This window comes from Kitasatospora sp. NPDC101801 (assembly GCF_044766665.1).
Classification (GTDB): Bacteria; Actinomycetota; Actinomycetes; order Streptomycetales; family Streptomycetaceae; genus Kitasatospora.
Genome location: NZ_JBIWML010000014.1, coordinates 121119 through 144744, shown reverse-complemented (window position 1 = coordinate 144744; position 23626 = coordinate 121119). Strand labels below are relative to the sequence as shown.

Here is a 23626-nt window from a genome sequence, read left to right as displayed (position 1 = left end):
GTTACATTCCGAACCCGGAAGCTAAGCCTCATAGCGCCGATGGTACTGCAGGGGGGACCCTGTGGGAGAGTAGGACGCCGCCGAACAATCATTCAGGAAGCCCCTCATCCTCACCGGATGGGGGGCTTTTCTGTTGTAGGGTCAGTGCCGCAATGTTTTACGTACCGTACAGGGAGGCCCCCGAGTGGAGGTCCAGGAGACGCGCGTCCAGACCGACCGCGTCCTCACCATCCCCAACCTGCTGAGCATGGGCCGGTTGGTGGGCGTTCCGATCTTCCTGTGGCTGATTCTCTGGCCGGTGTTCGACGGGCCCAACAACGACGGTTGGGCGATCGCGATCCTGATGCTGAGCGGCATCAGTGATTACCTGGACGGCAAGCTGGCCCGGCGGTGGGGTCAGATCAGCCGGCTCGGTCAGATCCTGGATCCTGCGGCGGACCGGCTGTTCGTGCTGTCGACGCTGGTGGGGCTGACCTGGCGGGGGATTCTTCCGTGGTGGGTCACCGCGATTCTGCTGGCGCGGGAGGTTTTCATCGGTGCGTTGTTGCCGATCCTGAGCAAGCACCGGTACGGGCCCTTGCAGGTGAGTTTTCTCGGCAAGGCGGCGACCTTCAATCTGATGTACGGCTTTCCGCTTCTGCTGCTGGGCGACGGCACGGGCTGGCTGGCCGACACGGCCGGTGTGGTGAGTTGGGCCTTCATCTGGTGGGGAACGGTGCTCTACTGGTGGGCAGGCATCCTGTACGCGGTGCAGGCCAGACGACTGGTGAAGGCGGACGCCGCAGCCGCCGGCTGAGTCCGCCGGTACCCGTAGGGCACCCTTTGCGCGCCCTTAGCACGCAGCACGCACCCCCTGATGGAGCGTGGGACGAGACGAGTCCCACGCTCCATCGGTGCGTCGGCCGGGGGTTACCGGGTAGAGATGCCTTCGGAACGGTTTGATGGAACCTCGTGCAGAGGTATTCCAGAGCCGCGAAGGAGGACGCACCCGATATGAAAGCCGTTGTGATGGCAGGGGGCGAGGGAACTCGCCTTCGCCCGATGACCTCGAGCATGCCCAAACCGCTGCTGCCGGTGGCGAACCGCCCGATCATGGAGCATGTGCTGAGGCTGCTGAAGCGGCACGGCCTCACCGACACCGTGGTCACCGTGCAGTTCCTCGCCTCGCTGGTGAAGAACTACTTCGGCGACGGCGAAGAGTTGGGCATGCACCTCACCTATGCGAACGAGGAGACCCCACTAGGCACCGCAGGGAGCGTGAAGAACGCGGAGGATGCGCTCCGGGACGACTCCTTTCTGGTGATCTCCGGTGACGCACTGACCGATTTCGACCTCACCGACCTGATCGCGTTCCACCGGCGCAAGGGTGCGCTGGTGACGGTCTGTCTGACCCGGGTGCCGAACCCGTTGGAGTTCGGGATCACCATCACCGACGACGAGGGTCGGGTGGAGCGGTTCCTGGAGAAGCCGACCTGGGGTCAGGTCTTCTCGGACACCGTGAACACCGGCATCTACGTGATGGAGCCGGAGGTCTTCGACTACGTCGCGGCCGGCGAGTCGGTGGACTGGTCGAGCGACGTGTTCCCGCAGTTGCTCAAGGAGGGCAAGCCGGTCTTCGGCTACGTCGCCGAGGGCTACTGGGAGGACGTGGGCACCCACGAGAGTTACGGCAAGGCGCAGGCCGACGTCCTGGAGGGCAAGGTCGACGTCGAGCTGGACGGCTTCGAGATCTCCCCGGGGGTCTGGATCGCCGAGGGCGCGGAGGTGGACCCGGAGGCGATCCTGCGCGGGCCGCTGTACATCGGCGACTACGCCAAGGTCGAGGCCGGGGTGGAGCTGCGCGAGCACACCGTGCTGGGCAGCAACGTGGTCGTCAAGCGTGGCGCCTTCCTGCACAAGGCGGTGATCCACGACAACGTCTACATCGGGCCGCAGAGCAACCTGCGCGGCTGCGTGGTGGGCAAGAACACCGACGTGATGCGGGCCGCCCGGATCGAGGACGGGGCGGTGATCGGTGACGAGTGCCTGATCGGCGAGGAGTCGATCATCGCGGGCAACGTCCGGGTCTACCCGTTCAAGACCATCGAGGCCGGCGCCTTCGTCAACACCTCGGTGATCTGGGAGTCGCGGGGCCAGGAGCACCTGTTCGGGGTGCGCGGCGTCTCCGGCATCCTGAACGTCGAGATCACCCCCGAGCTCGCGGTCCGGCTGGCCGGCGCGTACGCCACCACGCTGAAGAAGGGTGCCACCGTCACCATCGCGCGTGACCACTCGCGTGGTGCCCGGGCGCTCAAGCGGGCGATGATCTCGGCGCTGCAGACCAGTGCGATCGACGTCCGCGACCTGGAGAACGTGCCGCTGCCGGTGGCGCGTCAGCACACCGCCAGGGGCAGCGCGGGCGGGATCTTCCTGCGCACCTCGCCCGGGGTGCCGGACTCGCTGGACATCCTGTTCTTCGACGAGCGCGGCGCCGACCTCTCGCAGGCCGGCCAGCGCAAGCTGGACCGGGTGTACGCCCGCCAGGAGTACCGGCGCGCGTTCCCCGGTGAGATCGGCGACCTGTCGCACCCGGGCAGCGTCTTCGACTCGTACGCGGGAAACCTGCTGCGGGCGGTCGACACCACCGGGGTCCGGGAGGCCGGGCTGAAGGTGGTGGTGGACGCCGCGCACGGCAGCGCCGGGCTGGTGCTGCCGAGCATCCTCGGGCGGCTCGGGGTCGAGGCGCTGACCGTCAGCGGTGGTCTGGACGAGTCGCGGCCGACCGAGGACGCCGAGTCCCGGCGGGCCGGGCTGGCCAGGCTGGGCGAGCTGGTGGCCTCCTCGCGGGCGGCATTCGGCGTGCGGTTCGACCCGGTCGGGGAGCGGGTCTCCTTCGTGGACGAGCTCGGCCGGGTGATCGGGGACGACCGGGCGCTGCTGGTGCTGCTCGACCTGGTCGCGGCCGAGCGGCGGAGCGGGCAGGTGGCGCTCCCGGTGACCACCACCCGGATCGCCGAGCAGGTCGCGGCGTACCACGGCACCCAGGTCACCTGGACCAGCACCTCGCCGGACGACCTGGCCAAGGCCGCCTCGGCGGAGGGCACGGTGTTCGGCGGCGACGGGCGCGGCGGTTTCATCGTGCCGGAGTTCAGCGGTGTGCTGGACGGCGCGGCGGCCTTCGTCCGGCTGGTCGGCCTGGTGGCCAGGACGCAGCTGACGCTCAGCCAGATCGACGCCCGGATCCCGCAGGCGCACATCCAGCGCCGGGACATCGCGACGCCGTGGGCGGCCAAGGGCATGGTGATGCGCTCGGTGGTCGAGGCGGCGGGCAGCCGGCGGCTGGACACCACCGACGGTGTCCGGGTGGTCGAGCCGGACGGGCGGTGGACGCTGGTCCTGCCGGACCCGGCCGAGGCGGTCACCCACCTGTGGGCCGAGGGCCCGGACGACGAGGCGACCCAGGCGCTGCTGGACGAGTGGGCGGCCGTGGTGGACGGCGCCGGACGGTAGTACGGAGAAACGGGGCGGGTGGCCGGCGGCCGCCCGCCCCGATCGCGTTCCCGGCACCGGTCGATCACGATCGAGTGGTGATTCGGCGCGTGTACGGCGGGGGGTGTGCACGGCCGTCCCCCGCGACATGGGACGATGTTCCGCATGCCAGCATCGCCGACGCCGAGTGACCGGGACGGACGCTACTCCCGCCCGGACGCCTCGATGTCCCTGCTGACCAGCGTGATGGACCACGGGCTGGACGAGGGCTACGCCGAGGCGGCCAAGGCCCGGGCGGGCGAGGGCCCGCGCCGGATGCCGACCGCGCTCAAGGGCAAGGCGGTGCTCGCCCTCGGCCTGGCGCTCGCCACCACGGTGGTGACGGTCGGTGCGGTCACCTCGCGCCAGGCGGCGCCGACCCTGGCCAAGGAGCGCGACGCCCTGGTGCAGCGGGTCAAGGACGCCAACGGCAGCACCGACCACCTCCAGCAGCAGATCCAGGACCTGCGCGGCAAGGTCGACCGGGCGCAGAGCCAGGCCCTGCAGGCCGACGGCAACGGCGCGCTGGCGCAGCTCGCGGGCCAGGCCGGCACTGCGGCCGTGGACGGCCCGGGCCTGAAGCTGGTGCTGGAGGACGCCTCCGGCACCGGTGCGGGCGGTTCGGTCTCCGACCCCCGGCAGGCGGACGGTTTCTCGAACACCGGGCGGCTGAAGGACCGGGACATCCAACTGGTCGTCAACGGCCTGTGGCGGTCCGGGGCCGAGGCGGTCTCGGTGAACGGCCAGCGGCTGACCGAGCTGTCGGCGATCCGGGCGGCCGGTGACGCGGTGCTGGTGGACAACCGGCCGCTGGTGCCGCCGTACACCGTGCTGGCGATCGGCGACGGCGCGAAGTTCGCCCAGACCTTCCAGGACGGCGAGGCGGGGCGCTACCTCAAGCTGATCCAGGACGGGTACGGCATCAAGTCCACCCTCACCGTCCAGAAGAAGCTGACCGTGCCGGGCGCGCTCGGCATCACGCTGCGGTACGCGCAGCCCGACACCTCAGGAGCAGCTACACCGTGATTGCCGTTCTGGGTCTCGTGATCGGCGTGGTCGTCGGTCTGATCGTCCAGCCCGAGGTGCCGGACGCCGTGGTGCCGTACCTGCCGATCGCGGTGGTGGCGGCGCTGGACGCGGTCTTCGGTGGTGTCCGGGCGATGCTGGACGGCATCTTCGACGACAAGGTGTTCGTGGTCTCGTTCCTCTCCAACGTGGTGGTCGCCGCGCTGATCGTCTACCTGGGTGACCAGCTGGGCGTCGGCTCGCAGCTGTCCACCGGCGTGGTGGTGGTGCTCGGCATCCGGATCTTCTCCAACGCGGCGGCCATCCGCCGGCACGTGTTCCGGGCCTGAGGAGGAGCGGTGGCAGCGGAAGAACAGCCCGAGGAGCAGCGGCCGGAGCCGGTCCCGGAGCCCGAGCGGCCCGAGTCGGCCGCCGAGGCCGAGCAGCCCGACCGGGTCGAGCAGCCCGAGCCGGCGGCGCCCGTGAGCGAGCAGCCGGAGACCGACCCGCGTCGGCGGCTGGGTGTCGCGCTCTGGCCGCCCCGGTTCTCCCGGGGGCAGGTGGTGGTGGCGGCGCTGCTGCTGGTGCTCGGCTTCGCGCTGGCGGTGCAGGTGCGGTCGACCAACGACCACAACCAGCTGCGCGGGGCGCGGCAGGAGGACCTGGTCCGGATCCTCGACGAACTGGACAGCCGTCAGCAGCGTCTCCTCCAGGAGAAGACGCAACTGGAACAGTCCCTGGCGCAGTTGGAGAACAGCTCCAACCAGGCCAAGGAGGCCCAGGAGCAGACCAGGAAGAAGGCGACGGAGCTCGGGGTGCTGGCCGGTACGGTCCGGGCCACCGGCCCGGGGATCGTGCTGACGATCGATGATCCCCAACGGCAGGTGAAGGCGGATATGCTGCTGGACACCCTGCAGGAACTCCGAGCCGCGGGGGCGGAGGCGATTCAGATCAACGACGTGCGAGTGGTGGCAGGCACCTACTTCACCGACACGGACGCGAGCGTGCAGGTCGACGGCAGGAATGTCTCGGCGCCGTTCCGCTTCACCGTGGTGGGGAATCCGCAGGACCTGACACCCGCGCTGAACATCCCCGGCGGCGTGGTGCGCAGCCTGGAGAAGCAGCAGGCACGTGCCACCATCACCCAGGAGCAGAAGGTCGTCGTGGACGCCCTGGCCGCTCCGACGGTCCCTCAGCACGCCAAGCCGGCGGCGAAGTGACGGCCCGACTTCCGTACGGTCCGTCAGGTTTCGACCGCCCCCGGTGCGGGTGGGCGCCCCGGCATCGGAGACACTGGGACGTCACGCTCGCCCGATCACGGCCGCCAGCCCGGCCGACCGCCTGTCCGAGCCTCACACCCTGCCCCGCGGGCGGGTCTGTCACACGCAAGGGGATTCGCCCGTGAGTCTGTTCTCGAAGCTGTTCGGCCGTGCCAACCGTCGCCCCGCGGCGGTCGAGGAGCCGACCGCGCGGCACCGCCGTGCGGACGAGTCGGCCGTGCCGGGGATGCGGCCCGCGCCCGAGCAGGCGCAGTACGCCGAGCGTCCCCTGTACCGCGAGGGCGGTCAGGCTCCGGCGAATTCGGCCGGCTACGGCGCGTCGGTCGATGCTTCCGGGGCTCCGCGCATAGGTTTCCAGTCGGGACCCTCAACCTCCGGTGGAGGGTTCGCCCAGGAGAACCCCTATGCCGATCACACCCTGCCGGGTGTGCCGCACCAGGAGGCAGCGCAGATGGCCGGTGGTCCGACTCCGTGCCTCCGGTGCGGGAACCCGAACCCGGCCACGGCACGCTTCTGTTCCAACTGCGGTACCGCGCTGCGCGGCGGGCAGCTGCCCGAGGGCGCGGCCGAGACCACCTCGACCATCTCGATCTCCGGCCTCGAGTCGTACGACCCGAACACCACCACCGGCACCGGCACCACTCCGGCGCTGTCGGCCGAGGTGCTGTCGGCGATCGACGCGCTGCCGCCGGGCTCGGCCCTGCTGATCGTGCAGCGCGGCCCGAACTCGGGCAGCCGCTTCCTGCTGGACGCGGACGTGACCACGGCCGGGCGCCACCCCGAGGGTGACATCTTCCTGGACGACGTCACGGTCTCCCGCCGGCACGTGGAGTTCCGGCGCCGTCCGGGCGGCTTCTCGGTGGCCGACGTGGGCAGCCTGAACGGCACCTACGTCAACCGCGAGCGGATCGACGAGGTGCAGCTCAACAACGGCGACGAGGTGCAGATCGGCAAGTACCGGCTGGTCTTCTTCGCCAGCCACCAGCGGGGGTACTGAACCCAACGTCGGCAGGAGCCCGAGTGACCGCGCACACCCCCAGCACCGCCGAGCTCTCGCCCGTCCCCGGTTCGCGCCGGGCGGGCGAGCTACGGCGCCGTGGTGACGAACTGCTCAGCATCGGTGCGGTGCTGACGTTCCTCCGGGACGACTTCCCCGAGGTCACCATCTCGAAGATCCGCTTCCTGGAGGCGGAGGGCCTGGTGGAACCGCAGCGGACCCCCTCGGGCTACCGCAAGTTCAGCTCCGCGGACCTGGACCGGCTGGCGTACGTGCTGCGGATGCAGCGGGACCACTACCTGCCGCTGCGGGTGATCCGCGAGCATCTGGACGCGATCGAGCGCGGCGAGGCGCCACCGGCGCTGCCCGCGCCCGACAACCGCCCCGGGCCGCTGGAGGAGGCGGACCGCGAGCTGGTGGCCCACCCGGGCGGCGGTGTGCGGCTGGGCCGCTCCGAGCTGCTGGCGGCCGCCGAGGCCGGTGAGGCCGAGCTGGTCGAGTGGGAGTCGTACGGACTGATCTCGGCCGGTTCGGACGGCGGGTACGACGGCGAGGCGCTGCAGGTCGCCCGGTTGGTCGCGGAGCTGGGCCGGTTCGGCCTGGAGCCCCGGCACCTGCGGGCGGTGAAGGCCGGCGCGGAGCGCGAGGTGGCCCTGATCGACCAGGTGGTGGCCCCGCTGCGGCGGCACCGCAACCCGCAGACCCGGGCCCACGCCGAGGCCACCGCGCGCGAACTGGCGACGCTCTCGGTGCGGCTGCACGCGGCCATGGTGCAGGCCGGACTGCGTTCGCGGACGTAGTGCCTGACCGGCTGCGCTTTCATATCCGGGGCAGGGGTCATAGGGTTGCGATGTGAACGAGCTCGACGTCGTGGGTGTCAGGGTGGAGATGCCTTCCAATCAGCCGATCGTGCTGCTTCGGGAGGTAGGGGGCGATCGGTACCTGCCGATCTGGATCGGTCCCGGTGAGGCGACGGCCATCGCGTTCGCCCAGCAGGGCATGACGCCGGTGCGGCCGCTGACCCACGACCTGTTCAAGGACGTGCTGGAGGCGCTCGGCCAGCAGCTCACCGAGGTGCGGATCAGCAACCTCCGGGACGGGGTCTTCTACGCCGAACTGGTCTTCTCCGGCGGGGTCGAGGTCAGTGCCAGGCCGTCCGACGCGATAGCGCTGGCGCTGCGCACCGGTGCGCCGATCTTCGGGGCCGAGGAGGTGCTCGCCGAGGCGGGCATCGCGATCCCGGACGAGCAGGAGGACGAAGTGGAGAAGTTCCGCGAGTTCCTGGACCAGATCTCGCCGGAGGACTTCGGCGGCCAGCAGTAGTCCGGCTGTAGTCCGCCACGCCGTCCCTCGCAAGTCGTGTTTTGCCAAAGGGCGTTCGCATACCCACACTGAGGGCACGAAAAACCACTCGGCCGGGTGACATTGTCACCGGCGCCCGGCGTGGCGATCGTTGACGGGTCCGGGGCGACTGCTTACCGTCAGGAGTGGCTCCGGTCGGTTACGCCTTCCGGGGGCCGACGGGGCATCAGGACGAGCGGACGGAGGCAGGCATGAGCGGCACGGGCGACGAAGCAGCCATCGGAGGCCAGTGCTCCGTGCACGTTCCGCGCTCCGCGCGCAGTGTGTTGGAGCGTGCTCGGGAGGGTGCCGGCGGCGAGCCGGGGCTGCCGAGGGTCAGCCGGTTCCCCGCGGTGCAGGCGGGCCAGCCCGCGATCGAACGGCTCGCGCCGACCTCGGCACTGATCGGCTACCGGGGCCCGACGGCCTGCGCGGCGGCCGGCATCACCTACCGCCAGCTGGACTACTGGGCCCGGACGGGCCTGCTGGAGCCGAGCGTGCGGACGGCCTACCCGGCCAGCTCGCAACGGCTGTACAGCTTCCGCGACATCCTGCTGCTGAAGATCGTGAAGAGACTGCTGGACACCGGGGTGTCGCTGCAGAACATCCGGGTGGCGGTCGGCCACCTGCGCGGCACCGAGTCCGAGGACCTGACCGGGCTGACCCTGATGTCCGACGGCGCCACCGTGTACGAGTGCACCTCCCCGCAGCAGGTGGTCGATCTGCTGAAGGGCGGTCAGGGGGTCTTCGGCATCGCCGTGGGCGCGGTTTGGCGGGAGCTGGAGACGACCCTGAGCCGGCTGCACGCCGAGCGCACCGACACCGGTGAGACCCTGGCCGGCCAGGGCCCGGCCGACGAACTGGCCCAACGGCGCAACCGCGCGGGCTGACCGCACGTCGCTCTCCCCGGACGGACGATCAAGGGGAGGCACGATGCGGCGGGCGGTGCAGCGGCGGCTGTTCCAGGCGGTGGTGGCGGCGAGCGCGGTGGCGCTGGCGCCGATGACCTGGCTCTGGCTCGGGGCGGGCGACCGGATCGGCACGGTGGCGCAGGCGCCCGCGGCGCCGGTGGCGGTGGTGTTCGGGGCCGGGCTGTTCGACGGCAGGCCCTCGCCCTACCTGGCGCACCGGCTGGACGCGGCGGTGACGCTCTTCCAGGACCACCGGGTACAGGCCGTGCTGGTGACCGGCGACAACAGCCGGACCGAGTACGACGAGACCGACGCGATGCGGGACTACCTGGTCGAGCACGGGGTGCCCGCGGTGCGGGTGGTGGAGGACTACGCCGGTTTCGACACCTGGGACTCCTGCACCCGGGCGCAGAAGATCTTCGGGGTGGAGCGGGCGGTGCTGATCAGTCAGACCTTCCACGTCCGGCGGGCGCTGGCACTCTGTCAGGCGGCGGGCATCGACGCGTACGCGGTCGGGGTGGAGGAGGCCACCGACCGCACCTGGTACTACGGCGGGCTGCGGGAGATCCCGGGGGCGGGCAAGGCGGCGCTGGACGCGCTGTTCGAGCCGGACCCGGTTTTCCTGGGCGAGAAGGAGCACGGCCTGGGCCGGGCGCTGGCGGACGCCGCGCGCTGACGACCGCGATCCGGCCGGCCGGGACCTGACACGGCCGCACCGGGTCGTCCGGAAACTGTCGTACCCCTGCGGGATGATCGAGCCGTGCGGTCAGTGCCGAGCATCCTCCACCTCGACATGGACGCCTTCTTCGCGGCGGTGGAGCAGGCGGCCAAGCCGAGCCTGCGCGGCAAGCCGGTGATCGTCGGCGGCCTCGGCGGCCGGGGCGTGGTGTCCACCGCCTCGTACGAGGCCCGGAAGTTCGGCGTGCACTCGGCGATGCCGATGGCCCAGGCCCGGCGGCTCTGCCCCAACGCGGCCTTCCTGACCGGCCGGTTCGAGGCCTACCGGCAGGTCAGCGAGCTGGTGATGGGGCTGCTGCGGGAGCTCTCCCCGCTGGTCGAGCCGCTCAGCCTGGACGAGGCCTTCGTCGACCTGGAGGCCGGCCCGCACGGCGAGCTGCTGGCCGAGGCCGGGCCGGTGGCCGCACCGGAGCTGATCGTGGCGATCGCGGCCGACCTGCGGGCGGACATCACCGAGCGGACGGGCCTGACCGCCTCGGTCGGCCTGGCCAGCTCCAAGCTGATGGCGAAGATCGCCTCCGAGCAGGCCAAGCCGGACGGCCTGGTGCTGGTGGAGGCCGGGCAGGAGCGGGCGGTGCTGGCCACCATGCCGGTCCGGGCGCTGCCCGGGATCGGCCCGGCCACCGAGCAGGTGCTGCGCCGGGTCGGCCTGGAGAAGGTCGCGGACCTGGCCGCGGCGGGTGAGGCGGAGCTGGTCCAGCTGCTCGGGCGCTCGCACGGCCTCGGTGTGTTCCAGATGTCCACCGGCCAGGACGACCGCCCGGTGGTGGCGGACCGGGACGCCAAGTCCGTCTCGGTCGAGGACACCTTCGAGGTGGACCTGCTGGACCGGGGGCGGGTGCTGGCGGAGATCGACGTCCTGGCGGCCCGGTGCATCCGCCGCCTGCACGCCAGCGGCCGCTCGGGGCGGACGGTGGTGCTCAAGGTGCGGCGCTTCGACTTCTCCACCCTGACCCGCTCCGAGACGCTGCGGGCGCCCACCGACGACGAGACGGTGATCGCCGAGACGGCCCGCCGGCTGGCCCTCCAGGTGGACATCACCGGGGGCGTGCGGCTGCTCGGGGTGGGGGTGTCGCAGCTGGCGGACTTCACCCAGGAGGACCTGTTCGCGCAGGCGGAGCAGGCCGAGCGGGCGGAGCGGGCCGCCGCGCCGGAGGTGCTGGAGGAGGTCAGGGCCGAGCCGGCGCCGATGGTGGAGGAGACCAGGCACTGGCGGCCGGGGCAGGACGTGACGCACGCTCAGCTCGGCCCGGGCTGGGTGCAGGGCAGCGGGGTGGGCCGGGTGACGGTGCGGTTCGAGACCCCGCAGAGCGAGATCGGCCGGGTCCGTACCTTCGCGGTGGAGGACCCGGAGCTGACGCCGTCCCGCCCGCAGCCGCTCCGGCCGGGGATGGTGCTGCCCGAGGAGGCGTCCGGGGACGGCTGAGGGACGGGAGCGGCCCCCGCACCGTGTCCAGCGGTGCGGGGGCCGTTCATCCGGCCGGGCCCCGGGTGCGGTCGTGATGCCCTCACGTACCGCCGTGGGCCCGGTGACCGCGCGACCCGTCCCTGAGCGCGCGGTCGACGCCGTCAGGCGTCGGTCTTCACCAGCTCCGGGGCGGAGGCGGCAGCCTCGACCGGGGCGGGCGTGGTCTTGACGGTGCGGATCGCGAACGGCACCACGGCCGCCACCAGGCACATCGCGCCGGCCACCCAGAAGGCGTGCTGGTAGGCGTCCAGGGTGGGCAGCGGGATCGGCAGGTGCGGGATCAGGTCGCCGGTCAGGATGGCGCCCATCACGGCGGTGCCGATGGCGCCGCCGACGGTGCGCAGCACGGCGTTCATGCCGTTGGCGATGCCGGACTGCTCGACCGGGACGGCGCCGTTGATGTAGGCGGGCATCGCGGCGTAGGCCAGGCCGACGCCGAGACCGAAGACGGCGGAGGCGAGGTAGATGTCACCCTCGGCCCCGTGCCGGACCGCCAGGTACATCAGGCCGACGGCGCCCAGCAGGCCGCCGAGCACCAGCGGGAGCCGGGGGCCGCGACGGGCGATCAGCAGCGCGCCGCCCGGGGCGGCGACCATCGAGCCGATGGCGGAGGGCAGCAGCATCACACCGGCGTGCAGCACGCTGGCGGTGAAGCCGTAGTGCGCGACCTTCTCGGGGGTCTGCGCGAAGTTGCTGATCACCATGAACGAGCCGTACATGCCGAAGCCGATCAGCAGCCCGGAGAGGTTGGTGAAGGCGACGGCCGGACGGGCCATCATCTTCATGTCGACCAGCGGGTGGGCGACCCGGACCTCGATGAGGCCCCAGATCAGGGCGACCACCGCGGCGACGGCGAACAGGCCGAGGGTGCGGGTGGAGGTCCAGCCCCAGGTGTTGCCCTGGCTGACCGCGACCAGCAGGGCGCAGAGCCAGCCGGCCAGGGTGAGCGCGCCGAGCGGGTCGGCGCCGCCGTTCTTGTCGGTCACCGGGTCGGTCGGGACCCGGAAGATCACCAGCACGACGGCCAGCAGGCCGAAGGCCAGGCCCATCCAGAAGATCGACTTGTAGTTCCAGTGCTCCAGCAGCAGACCGGTGGCGACCAGTCCGAGGCCGCTGCCGACGCCCATCGAGGCGCTGATCAGGGCGACGCCGCCGGTGACCTTCTCCTTGGGGAGCTCGTCCCGGACGATGCTGATCGCCAGCGGGAGCACCCCGCCGCCCGCGCCCTGCAGGACGCGGGCGACCACCAGCCAGGTGAACGAGTGGGTGCCGACCGCCAGCGCGGACCCGGCGACCAGGCCGCCGAGCGAGACCAGCAGCATCGGCTTGCGGCCGCGCAGGTCACCGAAGCGGCCGAGCAGCGGGGTCAGTACGGCGGCGGACAGCAGGTTCGCCGTCATCAGCCAGGTGATGTTCGAACCGGAGACGTCCAGTTCCTTGGCCAGCGAAGGCAGGATCGGGACGACCGCGGTCTGCACCACGCTGAACGCCAGCATCGCCAACACCAGGGCGGGGAGCACGCGCGCGCTGCTCGGCCTCACGGATTTTCCTCCAGTTCGGGCCACCCTGGCGGAGAGCTTCAGGTGGGAGAAAGTCAATGAACTGAAGTAAAGATGCCGTCAGATACTTCACTGTGTCAAATATTGCTTGGTGAAGCTTTGGCAAAGTGGCGGGGCGTCAGGACGGCCGGAGCGGTTCCGGGCGCAGCTGGCCGGAGTTGGCGGTGGTCGGCGCGGGTGCCGGCGCGGGCGCGGGGGTGGTGGTGCTGTCGTGGATCTCCACCTGTTCGCGGCGCAGCTCCTCGCGGATCAGCGCCTCCTCGGTGAACCGCTCGACCACCAGGCGGACCCGCTCGACCGGGGCCAGGTACTTGCGCACCACGGGACGCTCCTCCCGGAGCGTCACCTCCTCGACCGCCTCGGCGATCTCCTGCTCGCTGAGCGCGGCCCGCTCGGCCTCGGTGACCGGCACCCGCTCCACCCGGACCCGCTCCTTCACCACCGGCACCTTGCGCTCGACCGCCTCGGTGGTGACGTACTTGCGCAGCTTCGCGGTGCCCAGCACGTGCCACTCGGTGGTGACGTCCAGCCGCTCCTCGCGGCAGGTGATCTCCACCGGGCCGGCCGGCGCGTTGCCGACCGTGGTCGGGGCGGGGGAGGGGGCGCCGGCGGTGGCGGGCGGCGGGGTGAGGACCGGATCGGCGTGCTGCTTGGCAGCCGGGGCCTCCGGGCTGGTGGTGAAGGCCATCGGGGCGGCCGCCACGGTCGGGGCGGCGGGTGAAGCGTTCATGCTGGTTTCCTTGCTGAGGGTGCCGAAGTCGAGGTCCTTGGCGGTCCCCGACCCGTTGCCGACCGCGGCCGGCGGAGCGGCACCGCCCGCGTCCAGGCCGTAGTAGCGGTAGAGCTGGAGCTCCTGGGCCGGGGAGAGGTGCTGGCCGACCCCGAAGTCGGGGGAGTCCTTGATCAGCGACTTGTCGTACGGCACCTTGAGCTCCTCCCCGGAGAACTCGCTGGTGGTCAGCGGGACGAAGGCGTCCCGGCCGAAGATCCCGGTACGGACGGCGGCCCACTCCGGCTCGCCGGTCGCGTCGTCCAGGTAGACCTCGTCGACCGTGCCGATCTTGTCGCCGTTCCGGTCGACCGCCTTGTGGCCGATCAGGTCTCGCGGGTCGATGTCGGTCTGCACGCTGTCCTCCAGCAGGTACGAATGCCCCGTCGACAGGTCGTCAGGGGGCGGCCGAAGGAGCTGGACGGCCGCACTTCACACGAAAAGCCATCAAACGTACGCTGGCGAGCCGGGTGCACCCGTCCGGGGCAGTCCGCCGGACCGGGGCACCCGTGATCAACCGGCGTGTCGCTGGTACCCTGGGCCGCGACTGCCGAGCCCGCTCGGGAGAGTCCCCGCACCGCCCAGCGGTGTCATGGGGACGCCGAAGGAGCAAACCCTCCCCGGAATCTCTCAGGCATCCGTACCGTGCGGGGTAGGTCACTCTGGAAAGCAGGGCAGGACCGACGGCGAGGGAGCCGACGGCCCCCACCCTCACCGACGGTGCAAGCCGACGGGGCGGCCCTGCGGCCGCCGCGTGCGGGCGAAGCTCTCAGGTACCGATGACAGAGGGGGAGGCCTGACGGGCTCGTTCGTCCCCGGCTCCGCTGTCCCACAGTGGTGTTGCCGTCCGGCGTGCGTGCCCCCGCCGGTCCGTGACCAGGAGGCCTCGACCCCATGAATGCCCAGCCGACCCTCACCGAGCTTGAGCAGTCAAGCCCCTTCGAGAACCGTCACATCGGCCCCGACGTCGCCGCCCAGGAGAAGATGCTGGCGCAGGTCGGGTACGGCTCGCTGGACGAGCTGTCCGCCGCCGCCGTCCCGGACGCGATCAAGAGCCTGACCGCGCTGGGCCTGCCGGCCGGCCGCAGCGAGGCCCAGGTGCTCGCCGAGCTGCGCGAGCTGGCGGACCGCAACCAGGTGCTCCAGCCGATGATCGGCCTGGGCTACTACGGCACCTTCACCCCGCCGGTGATCCTGCGCAACGTGCTGGAGAGCCCGGCCTGGTACACCGCGTACACGCCGTACCAGCCGGAGATCTCGCAGGGCCGGCTGGAGGCCCTGATCAACTTCCAGACCGTGGTCGCCGACCTGACCGGCCTGGACACCTCCGGCTCCTCGCTGCTGGACGAGGGCACCGCCGCCGCCGAGGCGATGGCGCTGGCCCGCCGGGTCGGCAAGGTCAAGGGCGGGATCTTCCTGGTCGACGCCGACACCCTGCCGCAGACCGTCGCGGTGATCCAGACCCGGGCCGAGCCGACCGGGGTCGAGGTGGTCGTCGCCGACCTGTCCGAGGGCATCCCGGCCGAGCTGGCCGAGCGCGGCGTCTTCGGTGTGCTGCTCCAGTACCCCGGTGCCTCCGGCGCGGTCCGCGACCTGGCCCCGGTGATCGAGCAGGCGCACGGCCTGGGCGCGATCGTCGCGGTGGCCGCCGACCTGCTGGCGCTCACCCTGCTGAAGTCGCCGGGCTCGCTCGGCGCCGACATCGCCTGCGGCACCTCGCAGCGCTTCGGTGTCCCGATGGGCTTCGGCGGCCCGCACGCCGGCTACCTGGCGGTCCGCGCCGCGTACGCCCGCAGCCTGCCCGGCCGCCTGGTCGGCGTCTCGGTGGACGCCGACGGCAACCGCGCCTACCGCCTGGCGCTGCAGACCCGCGAGCAGCACATCCGCCGCGAGAAGGCCACCTCCAACATCTGCACCGCCCAGGTGCTGCTGGCCGTGATGGCTTCGATGTACGCGGTCTACCACGGCCCCGACGGCCTGGCCGACATCGCCCGCCGGACCCACCGCTACGCCGCCGCGCTGGCCGAGGGCCTGCGCGCGGGCGGCGTCGAGCTGACCACCGGTCAGTTCTTTGACACCGTCACCGCCAAGGTGCCGGGCCGGGCCGCCGAGGTGGTCGCCGCCGCCCGCGAGAACGGCGTGAACGTCTTCCGGGCGTCCGAGGACCTGGTCTCGATTTCCTGCGACGAGACCACCACCCGCGAGCACCTGGCCGCCGTCTGGGCCGCCTTCGGCGTCACCGCCGAGGTCGCCGAGGCCGCCGACGCGCTGCCCGCCGGCCTGCTGCGCCAGGACGAGTACCTGACCCACCCGGTCTTCCACAGCCACCGCTCGGAGACCGCGATGCTGCGCTACCTGCGCCGCCTCTCGGACCGGGACTACGCGCTGGACCGGGGCATGATCCCGCTGGGCTCCTGCACCATGAAGCTCAACGCGACCACCGAGATGGAGCCGGTGACCTGGCCCGAGTTCGGCCAGCTGCACCCGTTCGCCCCGGTGGACCAGGCCGAGGGCTTCCTGACCCTGATCCGGCAGCTGGAGCAGCAGCTGGTCGAGGTGACCGGCTACGACGCGGTCTCCATCCAGCCGAACGCCGGTTCGCAGGGCGAGCTGGCCGGTCTGCTCGCGGTCCGCGCCTACCACCGCGCCAACGGCGACACCCAGCGCGACGTCTGCCTGATCCCGGCCTCCGCGCACGGCACCAACGCGGCCTCCGCCGTGATGGCCGGCATGCGGGTGGTCGTGGTGAAGACCCTGACCGACGGCGACGTGGACGTCGAGGACCTGCAGGCCAAGATCGAGCAGCACCGCGAGCAGCTCGCCGTGCTGATGGTCACCTACCCGTCCACCCACGGCGTGTTCGAGACCCAGATCACCGAAATCTGCGCGGCCGTGCACGAGGCCGGCGGCCAGGTGTACGTGGACGGCGCCAACCTGAACGCCCTGGTCGGCCTGGCCAAGCCGGGCAAGTTCGGCGCGGACGTCTCGCACCTCAACCTGCACAAGACCTTCTGCATCCCGCACGGCGGCGGCGGCCCGGGCGTCGGCCCGGTCGCGGTGCGCTCGCACCTGGCGCCGTACCTGCCGAACCACCCGCTGCAGCCGGAGGCCGGCCCGGCCACCGGTGTCGGCCCGATCTCGGCCGCCCCGTGGGGCTCGGCCGCGATCCTGCCGATCTCCTGGGCGTACGTCCGGCTGATGGGCGGCGAGGGTCTCAAGCGCGCCACCCAGGTCGCGGTGCTGAACGCCAACTACATCGCCAAGCGGCTCGCCCCGCACTACCCGGTGCTCTACACCGGCCCCGGCGGTCTGGTCGCGCACGAGTGCATCATCGACCTGCGCCCGCTCACCAAGGAGACGGGGGTGACCGTGGACGACATCGCCAAGCGCCTGATCGACTACGGCTTCCACGCCCCGACCATGTCCTTCCCGGTGGCCGGCACGCTGATGATCGAGCCGACCGAGTCCGAGGACCTGGGCGAGATCGACCGGTTCTGCGAGACCATGATCGAGATCCGGGCCGAGATCGAGAAGGTCGGCCGCGGCGAGTGGGCGGCGGACGACAACCCGCTGCGCAACGCCCCGCACACCGCCGCCACGATGGCCGGTGAGTGGACGCACGGCTACTCGCGCCAGGAGGCGGTCTTCCCGGCCGGCGTGAACCCGGCGGACAAGTACTGGCCGCCGGTGAGCCGGATCGACGGCGCGTACGGCGACCGCAACCTGGTCTGCTCCTGCCCGCCGCTGGACGAGTACGGCTCCTGAGCCGCTGATCGGCGCCCCCGGTGGAGTCACTCCGCCGGGGGCACCCGTCGTTCGGTCAGGAGGCGATCGCCAGCGGTCGGCGCGGGCCGACCACCCGGCCGTCGGGCAGCAGCTCGCCGGTGTCGTCGAACAGCAGGACGCCGTTGCAGAGCAGGCTCCACCCCTGGTCGGGGTGGCAGGCCACGGTGACGGCCGCCTCGTGGTCGGTGGACTCCGCTGACGGACACTCAGGACGGTGCTGGCACATCTTCGTACCCTCGCTTCGCTGCTTACGACCCGGCCGACCGGGTACGGGCAGCCGCTGGGCGCCCCGCCCCGTCGATCCGATCCCCTGCCCGGCCCAGGTGTGAACCGGCGCTCCGACGGGTAGGACAGGCCGCCCCCCGCGTCGGTTCCCAGTGTCGTCATACCGAGGGCGTCCCGCAGCGATTTCGTGACATGCGCCACAACTGGATCCCAGGGATCACCCGTTCAGATGGCACCGGGCGCCGGGCGGCATCGAACGGGCCACCGACGGCAGCCCGTTCGGGGCGGCGCCGATGGCCCGTTCGGGTGACGAGCGGGGCCGGTCGGTCTCAGGACCGCCCGAGGGCCAGCGGGCGGGCCAGCAGGGCGAGCAGCTCGGCGGCCGGGTAGACCCGGTGCGCGGTGATCCCGAGCGGTGCGGGCGCGAGCGGGATCAGCAGGTCGACGGAGGGCCCGGGCTCGGGATGGTGCAGCCAGAGCGCGGTGGCGTAGTGGCCGGGCATGGAGAGCAGCCTGGGCTGGTGCCTGGCCCGGGAGGCGATGGCGAGCTGACCGGCCTGGCGGAGCGCGCGCAGGGTCGAGTCCAGGTAGGGGCCGGCGGTGAAGTGCGAGAAGGTGTGGCCGTCCGGCGACTCGACCACCTCGGCCGCCGCGGCGGTCTCGTGGCCGGATCGGATCAGGAACCGCCAGCCCGTCCGGCGGGCGGTGGCCAGGGTGGCACCGGGCTCGTCGAGGACGTGCACCGCGAGCGGGTGCGCGGGTAGCAGCCGCTCGGCGCCGCGCAGGGCGGCGGCTGCCGGCGGGCTGAGCGCGGCCCCGTTCTCCAGTGCGCCGAGGACGGCGCGCAGGGCGCTCAGCGGGGGCTGGGGCGTGTGCAGGGTCATGGCGGGTCGCCTCTCCGTGCTAGATCGGCGTGCGAGTGCGGCATACCGGCGTGGCGCTGGCGGAAACCTGGGCCGTGTCCGGTTGGGCATGATCGCGGCGTGGGCGCGGGCCCACCGTCGCGAAGGCTTCGGGAGCGGCGGGCGCCGGGCGGAAGATGTGCGAATTCTACTCGAACAGGTGCACAGGGTGACCTTCTTATCACGTTCAGTGCCCGGTGGCAAGTCGGGAATCAGCTGACGCGCCGTCAACAACCTTGTTCGGCCCCTCTGTTCGGGCTCGCGGCTAGGGATCTTCCGGTGGGGCATGATGCAGGGACGGTCGACCTAGGTGAAGGGGCACCCATGGGCGAGAAGGTCGTGGCTACTCGCGCGGAACTGTCCGATCGGCAGCTGTACCGCCGAAAGCTCCAGGGCTGTCTGGACGCGTTGGACCGGATGCTGCGCGAGGGGCGTTTCGACCGGCCCAAGGCGATGGTCGGCCTGGAGATCGAGCTCAACCTGGCCGACGACCTGGGCCGCCCGGTGATGCGGAACGAGCAGGTGCTGGCCTCGATCGCGTCCGGCGACTTCCAGACCGAGCTGGGCCAGTTCAACATCGAGCTGAACATCGCCGCCCGTCGGCTCACCGGCCACGTGCTGGACGAGCTGCGAGAGGAGATCGACACCGGGCTGCGCTACGCCGACCGGAAGGCCGAGGAGGTCGGCGCCCGGATCGCGATGGTCGGCATCCTGCCGACCCTGGACCTGGACCACACGGGTCTGGACGCGATGTCCCACAACGACCGGTACACCCTGCTCAGCGACCAGATACAGGCCGCCCGCGGCGAGGACATCGCGCTGGACATCGAGGGGGTGGAGCGGCTCACCGTCGAGTCCGTCACGATGGTCGCCGAGGCCGCCGCCACCTCGCTGCAGCTGCACCTTCAGGTCACCCCGGAGCGGTTCGCCCCGGTCTGGAACGCGGCCCAGGCGATCGCCTCGGTGCAGCTCGCGCTCGGGGCCAACTCGCCCTTCCTGTTCGGCCGTGAGCTCTGGCGGGAGACCAGGCCGGTGCTGTTCCAGCAGGCCTGCGACACCCGTTCGGCGGAGCTCAAGGCGCAGGGCGTCCGGCCGATCACCTGGTTCGGCGAGCGCTGGGTGGACTCCGCGCTCGACCTGTTCGCGGAGAACCAGCGGTACTTCCCGCCGCTGCTGCCGATCTGCGACGACGAGGACCCGGTCAAGGTGCTGGCCTCCGGCGGCATCCCGAAACTGGCCGAGATGCGCCTGCACAACGGGACCATCTACCGCTGGAACCGCCCGGTGTACGACGTCTCCGGCGGAGTCCCGCACCTGCGGGTGGAGAACCGCTGCCTGCCCGCCGGGCCGACCGTGGTCGACACCCTGGCCAACGCCGCGTTCTACTACGGCCTGGTCCGGGTGCTGGCCGAGCAGCCCAGGCCGATCTGGACCAGGCTGCCGTTCGCCCAGGCCGACCAGAACTTCCACACCGCCGCCCGGTACGGCATCGACGCGGTGCTGCAGTGGCCGAAGCCGGGCCGGGGCGCCCGGGGCACCGTCCCGGTGGCCGCCACCGAGCTGGTGCTGAACGAGCTGCTCCCGATGGCCCGGCAGGGGCTGGACGAGTGGGGCATCGAGCCCGGCGACCGGGACCGCTACCTCGGCATCATCGAGCAGCGCTGCCTGCGCCGCACCAACGGCGCCTCCTGGCAGGCCGCCACGGTGCACGTGCTGCGCGAGCGGTACGGGATGGACCGCTCCTCGGCGATCGCCGCGATGACCCGGCGCTACCTGGAGCACATGCGCGGCGGCGAGCCCGTGCACACCTGGCCGGTGGGCTGACGGATCGGCAGGTTGTCCAGACCATCGGGCAAGTTGTACGAACAACCTGTGGTCATCGGGCCGCAACGTGATCACTGCTGCGTGTACATCTGGGGCAACTAGACATAGCGGGTCCGGGCCGAACAGTGGCCCTGTGCTGTGAACGAGGAGCACCCCGATGAGTCCCGAAGTCTCACGCCGCACCCTGCTCGGCGGCGCCGCCGCGGCCGCCGTGCTGTCCGCCCTGCCGCTCAGCGTCCGGGAGGCGCTGGCCGCCCCCGCCAAGCCGGGGCGGCTGACGGACATTCAGCACGTGGTGGTGCTGATGCAGGAGAACCGCTCGTTCGACCACTACTTCGGCACCCTGCCCGGGGTGCGCGGCTTCGGCGACCGCGCCGCCGTGCGCGGGGTGACCGGCCGCTCGGTGCTCCACCAGCCGGACCCGTCCCGGAAGGAGGGGCACCTACTGCCGTTCGCGATGAACGCCGCGCACACCAGCGCGTACCAGCAGGGCGCGCCCGCCTTCGGCTTCGTCGACTCGATGAAGGCGTGGAACGACGGCCTGGCCGACGGCGGGGTCTCCCGGCGCTCCTCCGGCTGGCTCGGCCAGGGCTACTACGAGCCGGCCGACATGCCGTTCTACCACGCGATCGCCTCGGTCTTCACCACCTGCGACCACTACTTCGCCTCGGTGCAGTGCAACACCAACACCAACCGCGACCACTTCATGACCGGCACCAGCGGCGGCACGGTGCGGGACGTCCCGGTGACCGACAACACCGAGATCCCCGGCGGCTACGAGTGGACCACCTACGCCGAGCGGCTGGAGCGGGCCGGGATCAGCTGGCGGACCTACCAGGCGCTGGACAACTACGACGACAACGCCTTGGCCTGGTTCGCCCCCTTCCAGCAGGCCAAGCCGGGTGAGCCGCTGTACGAGCGCGGCATGAAGATGGTCGGCGACCCGGCGAAGAAGAACGACCCGTTCGCGATGGGCGACGCACTGGTGGCGGCGTTCACCGCCGACGTGCAGGCCGACAAGCTGCCGCAGGTCTCCTGGCTGGTGGCCCCGGCCGCGCTCTCCGAGCACGCCAACTACGCGCCGCCGAACGGCGAGCACCTGACCGCCCGGCTGCTCTCCGCGCTGGCCGCCAAGCCCGAGGTCTGGGCGAAGACCGTCTTCATCCTCAACTACGACGAGCACGGCGGCTTCTCCGACCACCTGCTGCCCCCGGTGCCGCCGCTGGCGGCCGGGCGCGGCGGCTCCACCGTGCCGGTGGACGGCGAGGTGGTGGTCCGGGTCAGCAAGGGGAGTGCCGGCTACCACCGGGTGGTCGGCCAAGACGGCCGGTACCGGGTGAAGGCCGCCGACGGCTCGCTCGCCTGGTCCGACACCCTGCCCGCCGGGGAGACCCTGGTCTCGGGTCCGTACCCGATGGGCCTGGGCGTCCGGGTGCCGATGGTGGTGGTGTCGCCGTGGACCCGGGGCGGGGTGGTGGACTCGACCGTCTACGACCACACCTCGGTGCTCCGCTTCCTGGAGCAGCGGTTCGGCGTCGCCGAGCCCAACATCAGCCCCTGGCGACGGGCCGTCACCGGTGACCTGACCTCGGTCTTCGACTTCTCCGGCCGCGACCCGGTCTGGCCGCAGCTGCCCGACACCAGCGGCAACCGGCAGAAGGTCACCGACACCGGCAAGCTGCCCGCCCCGACCGTGCCCAGCCCGCAGCTGCTGCCCCGGCAGCAGGTGGGCACCCGCACCGCCCGGCCGAACCCGTACGTGCTGCGCCTCAAGCCACAGGTGAGGGGTGGTCAGCTGACGCTGGAGCTGGCCAACCAGGGCAGGCAGGGTGCGGTGTTCGCCGCCTACCCGGCGCCCGGCACGCCGCCCCGGCACTACACGGTGGCCGCCAAGGACCGGCTCTCCGACAGCTGGGCGATCGGCCCGGAGGGCTACGACCTGCGGGTGCACGGCCCGAACGGTGCGCACTGGCACCTGCGCGGCGACGCCGCCGGGGCGTACGAGGTGGAGCTGTTCCCGGAGTCCGGCGCCGAGCGGGTGCTGGAGTTCCACCTGATCAACCGTTCGAAGAGCCCGCAGACCTTCCTGATCGGCGACCTGGCGTACGGCGGCGGGGTGCAGGAGGTGCGGATCACCGGGCAGGACACCCGGCCGGTCCGGGTCAAGGTCAACCGGGAGGGCTGGTACGACCTGGCGGTCTCGGTGCAGGGCGACCTGACGTTCCGTCGGCGCTACGCCGGGCGGATGCCCGGGCAGGAGCAGGGTGTGACCGACCCGGCGATGGGCCTGGCCGACGCGCTCGCCCTGGACGTGACGCTGGGCGCGGCCTCGGCCACCGTCGACGAGGCGATCCTGCTCCCGGGCCGGCCGGCCCGGGTGACCGCCCGGTTCACCGCCACCACCGCGCTGGCGGGCCTCGAAGCCCAGCCGGTGCTGCCGCCGGGCTGGACCGCGCAGGTGGTCACCGCGCCGCCGGCCGCGCTGGCCGAGGGCGCCGGCGCCACCGCCGAGTGGGAGGTGCAGCCGCCCGCTGTACTGCCGGACGGGGCCGCCCACCGCATCCTGGTCACCGCCCGGGCCAGGTCCGGTCAGCGGTTCGTGCTCGCCGACGGTGAACTGGCCGCCCGGACCGCACCCGTGATGGCCGGTCACCTGCTGGGCGAGGACTTCGAGTCGCTGGCCCCGCTGCTCCAGCCGGTCGGTGCCGTCTCCGGCTGGACCGCCCGGGCGCCGCAGGGCTGGTCGGTGCTGAACGCGGCCGGCATGCCGCAGGGCACCGCCCGGCTGCAGGGCTGGACCTTCCACACCAAGCGGGCCTGGTCCAACCCGGCCGGGCAGGACCGGGGCGCCTTCACCCGGGGCCTGGGCATCCTTGCGGTGGCCGACCCGGACGACTGGGACGACACCGGCGCACCGTCGGCCAAGGGGAAGTTCGACTCCACCCTGGTCTCGCCCGCCGTGCCGATCCCGGCCGGGGTCTCCACGCTGTACCTGGCCTTCGACTCGCACTACCGGCAGGAGGCCCCGCAGAAGGCCGCCGTGACGGCTGTGTTCGACACCGGGCAGGAGCTCCGGCTGGTCCAGTACAGCTCCGACGCGACCGGGAACGACAACGCCGGCAAGGACGTCCAGAACAGCTTCGTGACCCGGCAGTTCGCCGTCCCGGCGGGGGCTCGGGCGGTGACGCTGAAGTTCCGGATGTACGACGCGGGCAACAACTGGTTCTGGGCGGTCGACCATGTCCGCCTGGACAGCTCGCCGATCAAGGGCTGACCGGCTCTCAGATCCGTGTGCGAGGATGATCGGCCCGGCG

At 71.8% G+C, this 23626-nt stretch carries 18 protein-coding genes, 1 rRNA gene and 1 riboswitch; of the genes, 15 read left to right on the top strand and 4 right to left on the bottom strand.

Going from position 1 to position 23626, the window contains the following annotated elements; genetic code table 11:
• The 12 genes from rrf to ACIRPK_RS18545 form a co-directional block, all read left to right on the top strand.
• Positions 1–86 (top strand): 5S ribosomal RNA (gene rrf, locus ACIRPK_RS18600); the annotation flags it as partial.
• 98 nt (positions 87–184) lie between these two features.
• Complete coding sequence (locus ACIRPK_RS18595) at positions 185–796, top strand: CDP-alcohol phosphatidyltransferase family protein (RefSeq protein ID WP_403039953.1); 612 nt, start codon at positions 185–187, stop codon at positions 794–796.
• Positions 797–993: 197 nt separating this feature from the next.
• The gene (locus tag ACIRPK_RS18590) at positions 994–3489 is read left to right on the top strand and encodes a sugar phosphate nucleotidyltransferase (RefSeq protein WP_403039951.1); all 2496 of its coding nucleotides are present in this window, start codon (positions 994–996) and stop codon (positions 3487–3489) included.
• Between the two features lie 144 nt (positions 3490–3633).
• Positions 3634–4533, top strand: coding sequence for a DUF881 domain-containing protein (locus ACIRPK_RS18585; RefSeq protein WP_403039948.1), 900 nt, complete (start codon positions 3634–3636; stop codon positions 4531–4533).
• Positions 4530–4862, top strand: coding sequence for a small basic family protein (locus tag ACIRPK_RS18580; RefSeq protein WP_057236160.1), 333 nt, complete (start codon positions 4530–4532; stop codon positions 4860–4862). The genes ACIRPK_RS18585 and ACIRPK_RS18580 overlap by 4 nt, the downstream gene beginning before the upstream one ends.
• A gap of 9 nt (positions 4863–4871) precedes the next feature.
• Positions 4872–5732, top strand: a complete 861-nt coding sequence (locus ACIRPK_RS18575; RefSeq protein WP_403039944.1) for a DUF881 domain-containing protein — start codon at positions 4872–4874, stop codon at positions 5730–5732.
• A 181-nt stretch (positions 5733–5913) separates the two neighbouring features.
• Entirely contained in the window at positions 5914–6789 is an 876-nt protein-coding gene (locus tag ACIRPK_RS18570; protein WP_403039941.1) for an FHA domain-containing protein, read from the top strand.
• Between the two features lie 110 nt (positions 6790–6899).
• Positions 6900–7589, top strand: a complete 690-nt coding sequence (locus ACIRPK_RS18565; RefSeq protein WP_403039956.1) for a MerR family transcriptional regulator — start codon at positions 6900–6902, stop codon at positions 7587–7589.
• 52 nt (positions 7590–7641) lie between these two features.
• Positions 7642–8112, top strand: coding sequence for a bifunctional nuclease family protein (locus ACIRPK_RS18560; RefSeq protein ID WP_403039938.1), 471 nt, complete (start codon positions 7642–7644; stop codon positions 8110–8112).
• A gap of 230 nt (positions 8113–8342) precedes the next feature.
• Positions 8343–9020 carry a MerR family transcriptional regulator gene (locus tag ACIRPK_RS18555; protein ID WP_403039935.1) on the top strand — a complete coding sequence of 226 codons (678 nt, stop codon included), beginning with the start codon at positions 8343–8345 and terminating at the stop codon, positions 9018–9020.
• Between the two features lie 43 nt (positions 9021–9063).
• Positions 9064–9717, top strand: a complete 654-nt coding sequence (locus ACIRPK_RS18550; protein WP_403039932.1) for a vancomycin high temperature exclusion protein — start codon at positions 9064–9066, stop codon at positions 9715–9717.
• Between the two features lie 84 nt (positions 9718–9801).
• The gene (locus ACIRPK_RS18545) at positions 9802–11205 is read left to right on the top strand and encodes a DNA polymerase IV (protein WP_403039929.1); all 1404 of its coding nucleotides are present in this window, start codon (positions 9802–9804) and stop codon (positions 11203–11205) included.
• Between the two features lie 143 nt (positions 11206–11348).
• Here the strand turns inward: ACIRPK_RS18545 and ACIRPK_RS18540 are convergent, their stop codons facing one another.
• Positions 11349–12788 (bottom strand): MFS transporter, encoded by a 1440-nt coding sequence (locus ACIRPK_RS18540; RefSeq protein ID WP_403039926.1) that lies wholly within the window; start codon positions 12786–12788, stop codon positions 11349–11351.
• A 136-nt stretch (positions 12789–12924) separates the two neighbouring features.
• Positions 12925–13932: a PRC and DUF2382 domain-containing protein gene (locus ACIRPK_RS18535; RefSeq protein WP_403039923.1), complete on the bottom strand. Its 1008-nt coding sequence runs from the start codon at positions 13930–13932 to the stop codon at positions 12925–12927.
• A 194-nt stretch (positions 13933–14126) separates the two neighbouring features.
• Positions 14127–14231: riboswitch (glycine riboswitch) on the top strand.
• 238 nt (positions 14232–14469) lie between these two features.
• Between ACIRPK_RS18535 and gcvP the strand changes: the two genes are divergently transcribed.
• The gene (gene gcvP, locus ACIRPK_RS18530) at positions 14470–17340 is read left to right on the top strand and encodes an aminomethyl-transferring glycine dehydrogenase (RefSeq protein WP_403039920.1); all 2871 of its coding nucleotides are present in this window, start codon (positions 14470–14472) and stop codon (positions 17338–17340) included.
• Between the two features lie 55 nt (positions 17341–17395).
• Here the strand turns inward: gcvP and ACIRPK_RS18525 are convergent, their stop codons facing one another.
• Together ACIRPK_RS18525 and ACIRPK_RS18520 are read right to left on the bottom strand one after the other, a co-directional pair.
• Entirely contained in the window at positions 17396–17587 is a 192-nt protein-coding gene (locus tag ACIRPK_RS18525; protein WP_403039917.1) for a DUF5999 family protein, read from the bottom strand.
• 328 nt (positions 17588–17915) lie between these two features.
• Positions 17916–18470, bottom strand: a complete 555-nt coding sequence (locus ACIRPK_RS18520; RefSeq protein ID WP_403039914.1) for a hypothetical protein — start codon at positions 18468–18470, stop codon at positions 17916–17918.
• 342 nt (positions 18471–18812) lie between these two features.
• Here ACIRPK_RS18520 and ACIRPK_RS18515 point away from each other — a divergent pair, with 342 nt between their 5' ends.
• Positions 18813–20312, top strand: a complete 1500-nt coding sequence (locus ACIRPK_RS18515) for a glutamate-cysteine ligase family protein (protein ID WP_403039911.1) — start codon at positions 18813–18815, stop codon at positions 20310–20312.
• Positions 20313–20469: 157 nt separating this feature from the next.
• Complete coding sequence (locus tag ACIRPK_RS18510) at positions 20470–23586, top strand: phosphocholine-specific phospholipase C (protein WP_403039908.1); 3117 nt, start codon at positions 20470–20472, stop codon at positions 23584–23586.
• Positions 23587–23626 lie beyond the last annotated feature (40 nt).

What these genes read in the sequence shown, in the direction of transcription:
- ACIRPK_RS18590 (WP_403039951.1), top strand. Translation starts at nt 994, where the DNA reads ATGAAAGCCGTTGTGATGGCAGGGGGCGAGGGAACTCGCCTTCGCCCG.
- ACIRPK_RS18585 (WP_403039948.1), top strand. Translation starts at nt 3,634, where the DNA reads ATGCCAGCATCGCCGACGCCGAGTGACCGGGACGGACGCTACTCCCGC.
- ACIRPK_RS18555 (WP_403039935.1), top strand. Translation starts at nt 8,343, where the DNA reads ATGAGCGGCACGGGCGACGAAGCAGCCATCGGAGGCCAGTGCTCCGTG.
- ACIRPK_RS18550 (WP_403039932.1), top strand. Translation starts at nt 9,064, where the DNA reads ATGCGGCGGGCGGTGCAGCGGCGGCTGTTCCAGGCGGTGGTGGCGGCG.
- gcvP (WP_403039920.1), top strand. Translation starts at nt 14,470, where the DNA reads ATGAATGCCCAGCCGACCCTCACCGAGCTTGAGCAGTCAAGCCCCTTC.
- ACIRPK_RS18525 (WP_403039917.1), bottom strand. Translation starts at nt 17,587, where the DNA reads ATGTGCCAGCACCGTCCTGAGTGTCCGTCAGCGGAGTCCACCGACCAC.
- ACIRPK_RS18520 (WP_403039914.1), bottom strand. Translation starts at nt 18,470, where the DNA reads ATGACCCTGCACACGCCCCAGCCCCCGCTGAGCGCCCTGCGCGCCGTC.
- ACIRPK_RS18515 (WP_403039911.1), top strand. Translation starts at nt 18,813, where the DNA reads ATGGGCGAGAAGGTCGTGGCTACTCGCGCGGAACTGTCCGATCGGCAG.
- ACIRPK_RS18510 (WP_403039908.1), top strand. Translation starts at nt 20,470, where the DNA reads ATGAGTCCCGAAGTCTCACGCCGCACCCTGCTCGGCGGCGCCGCCGCG.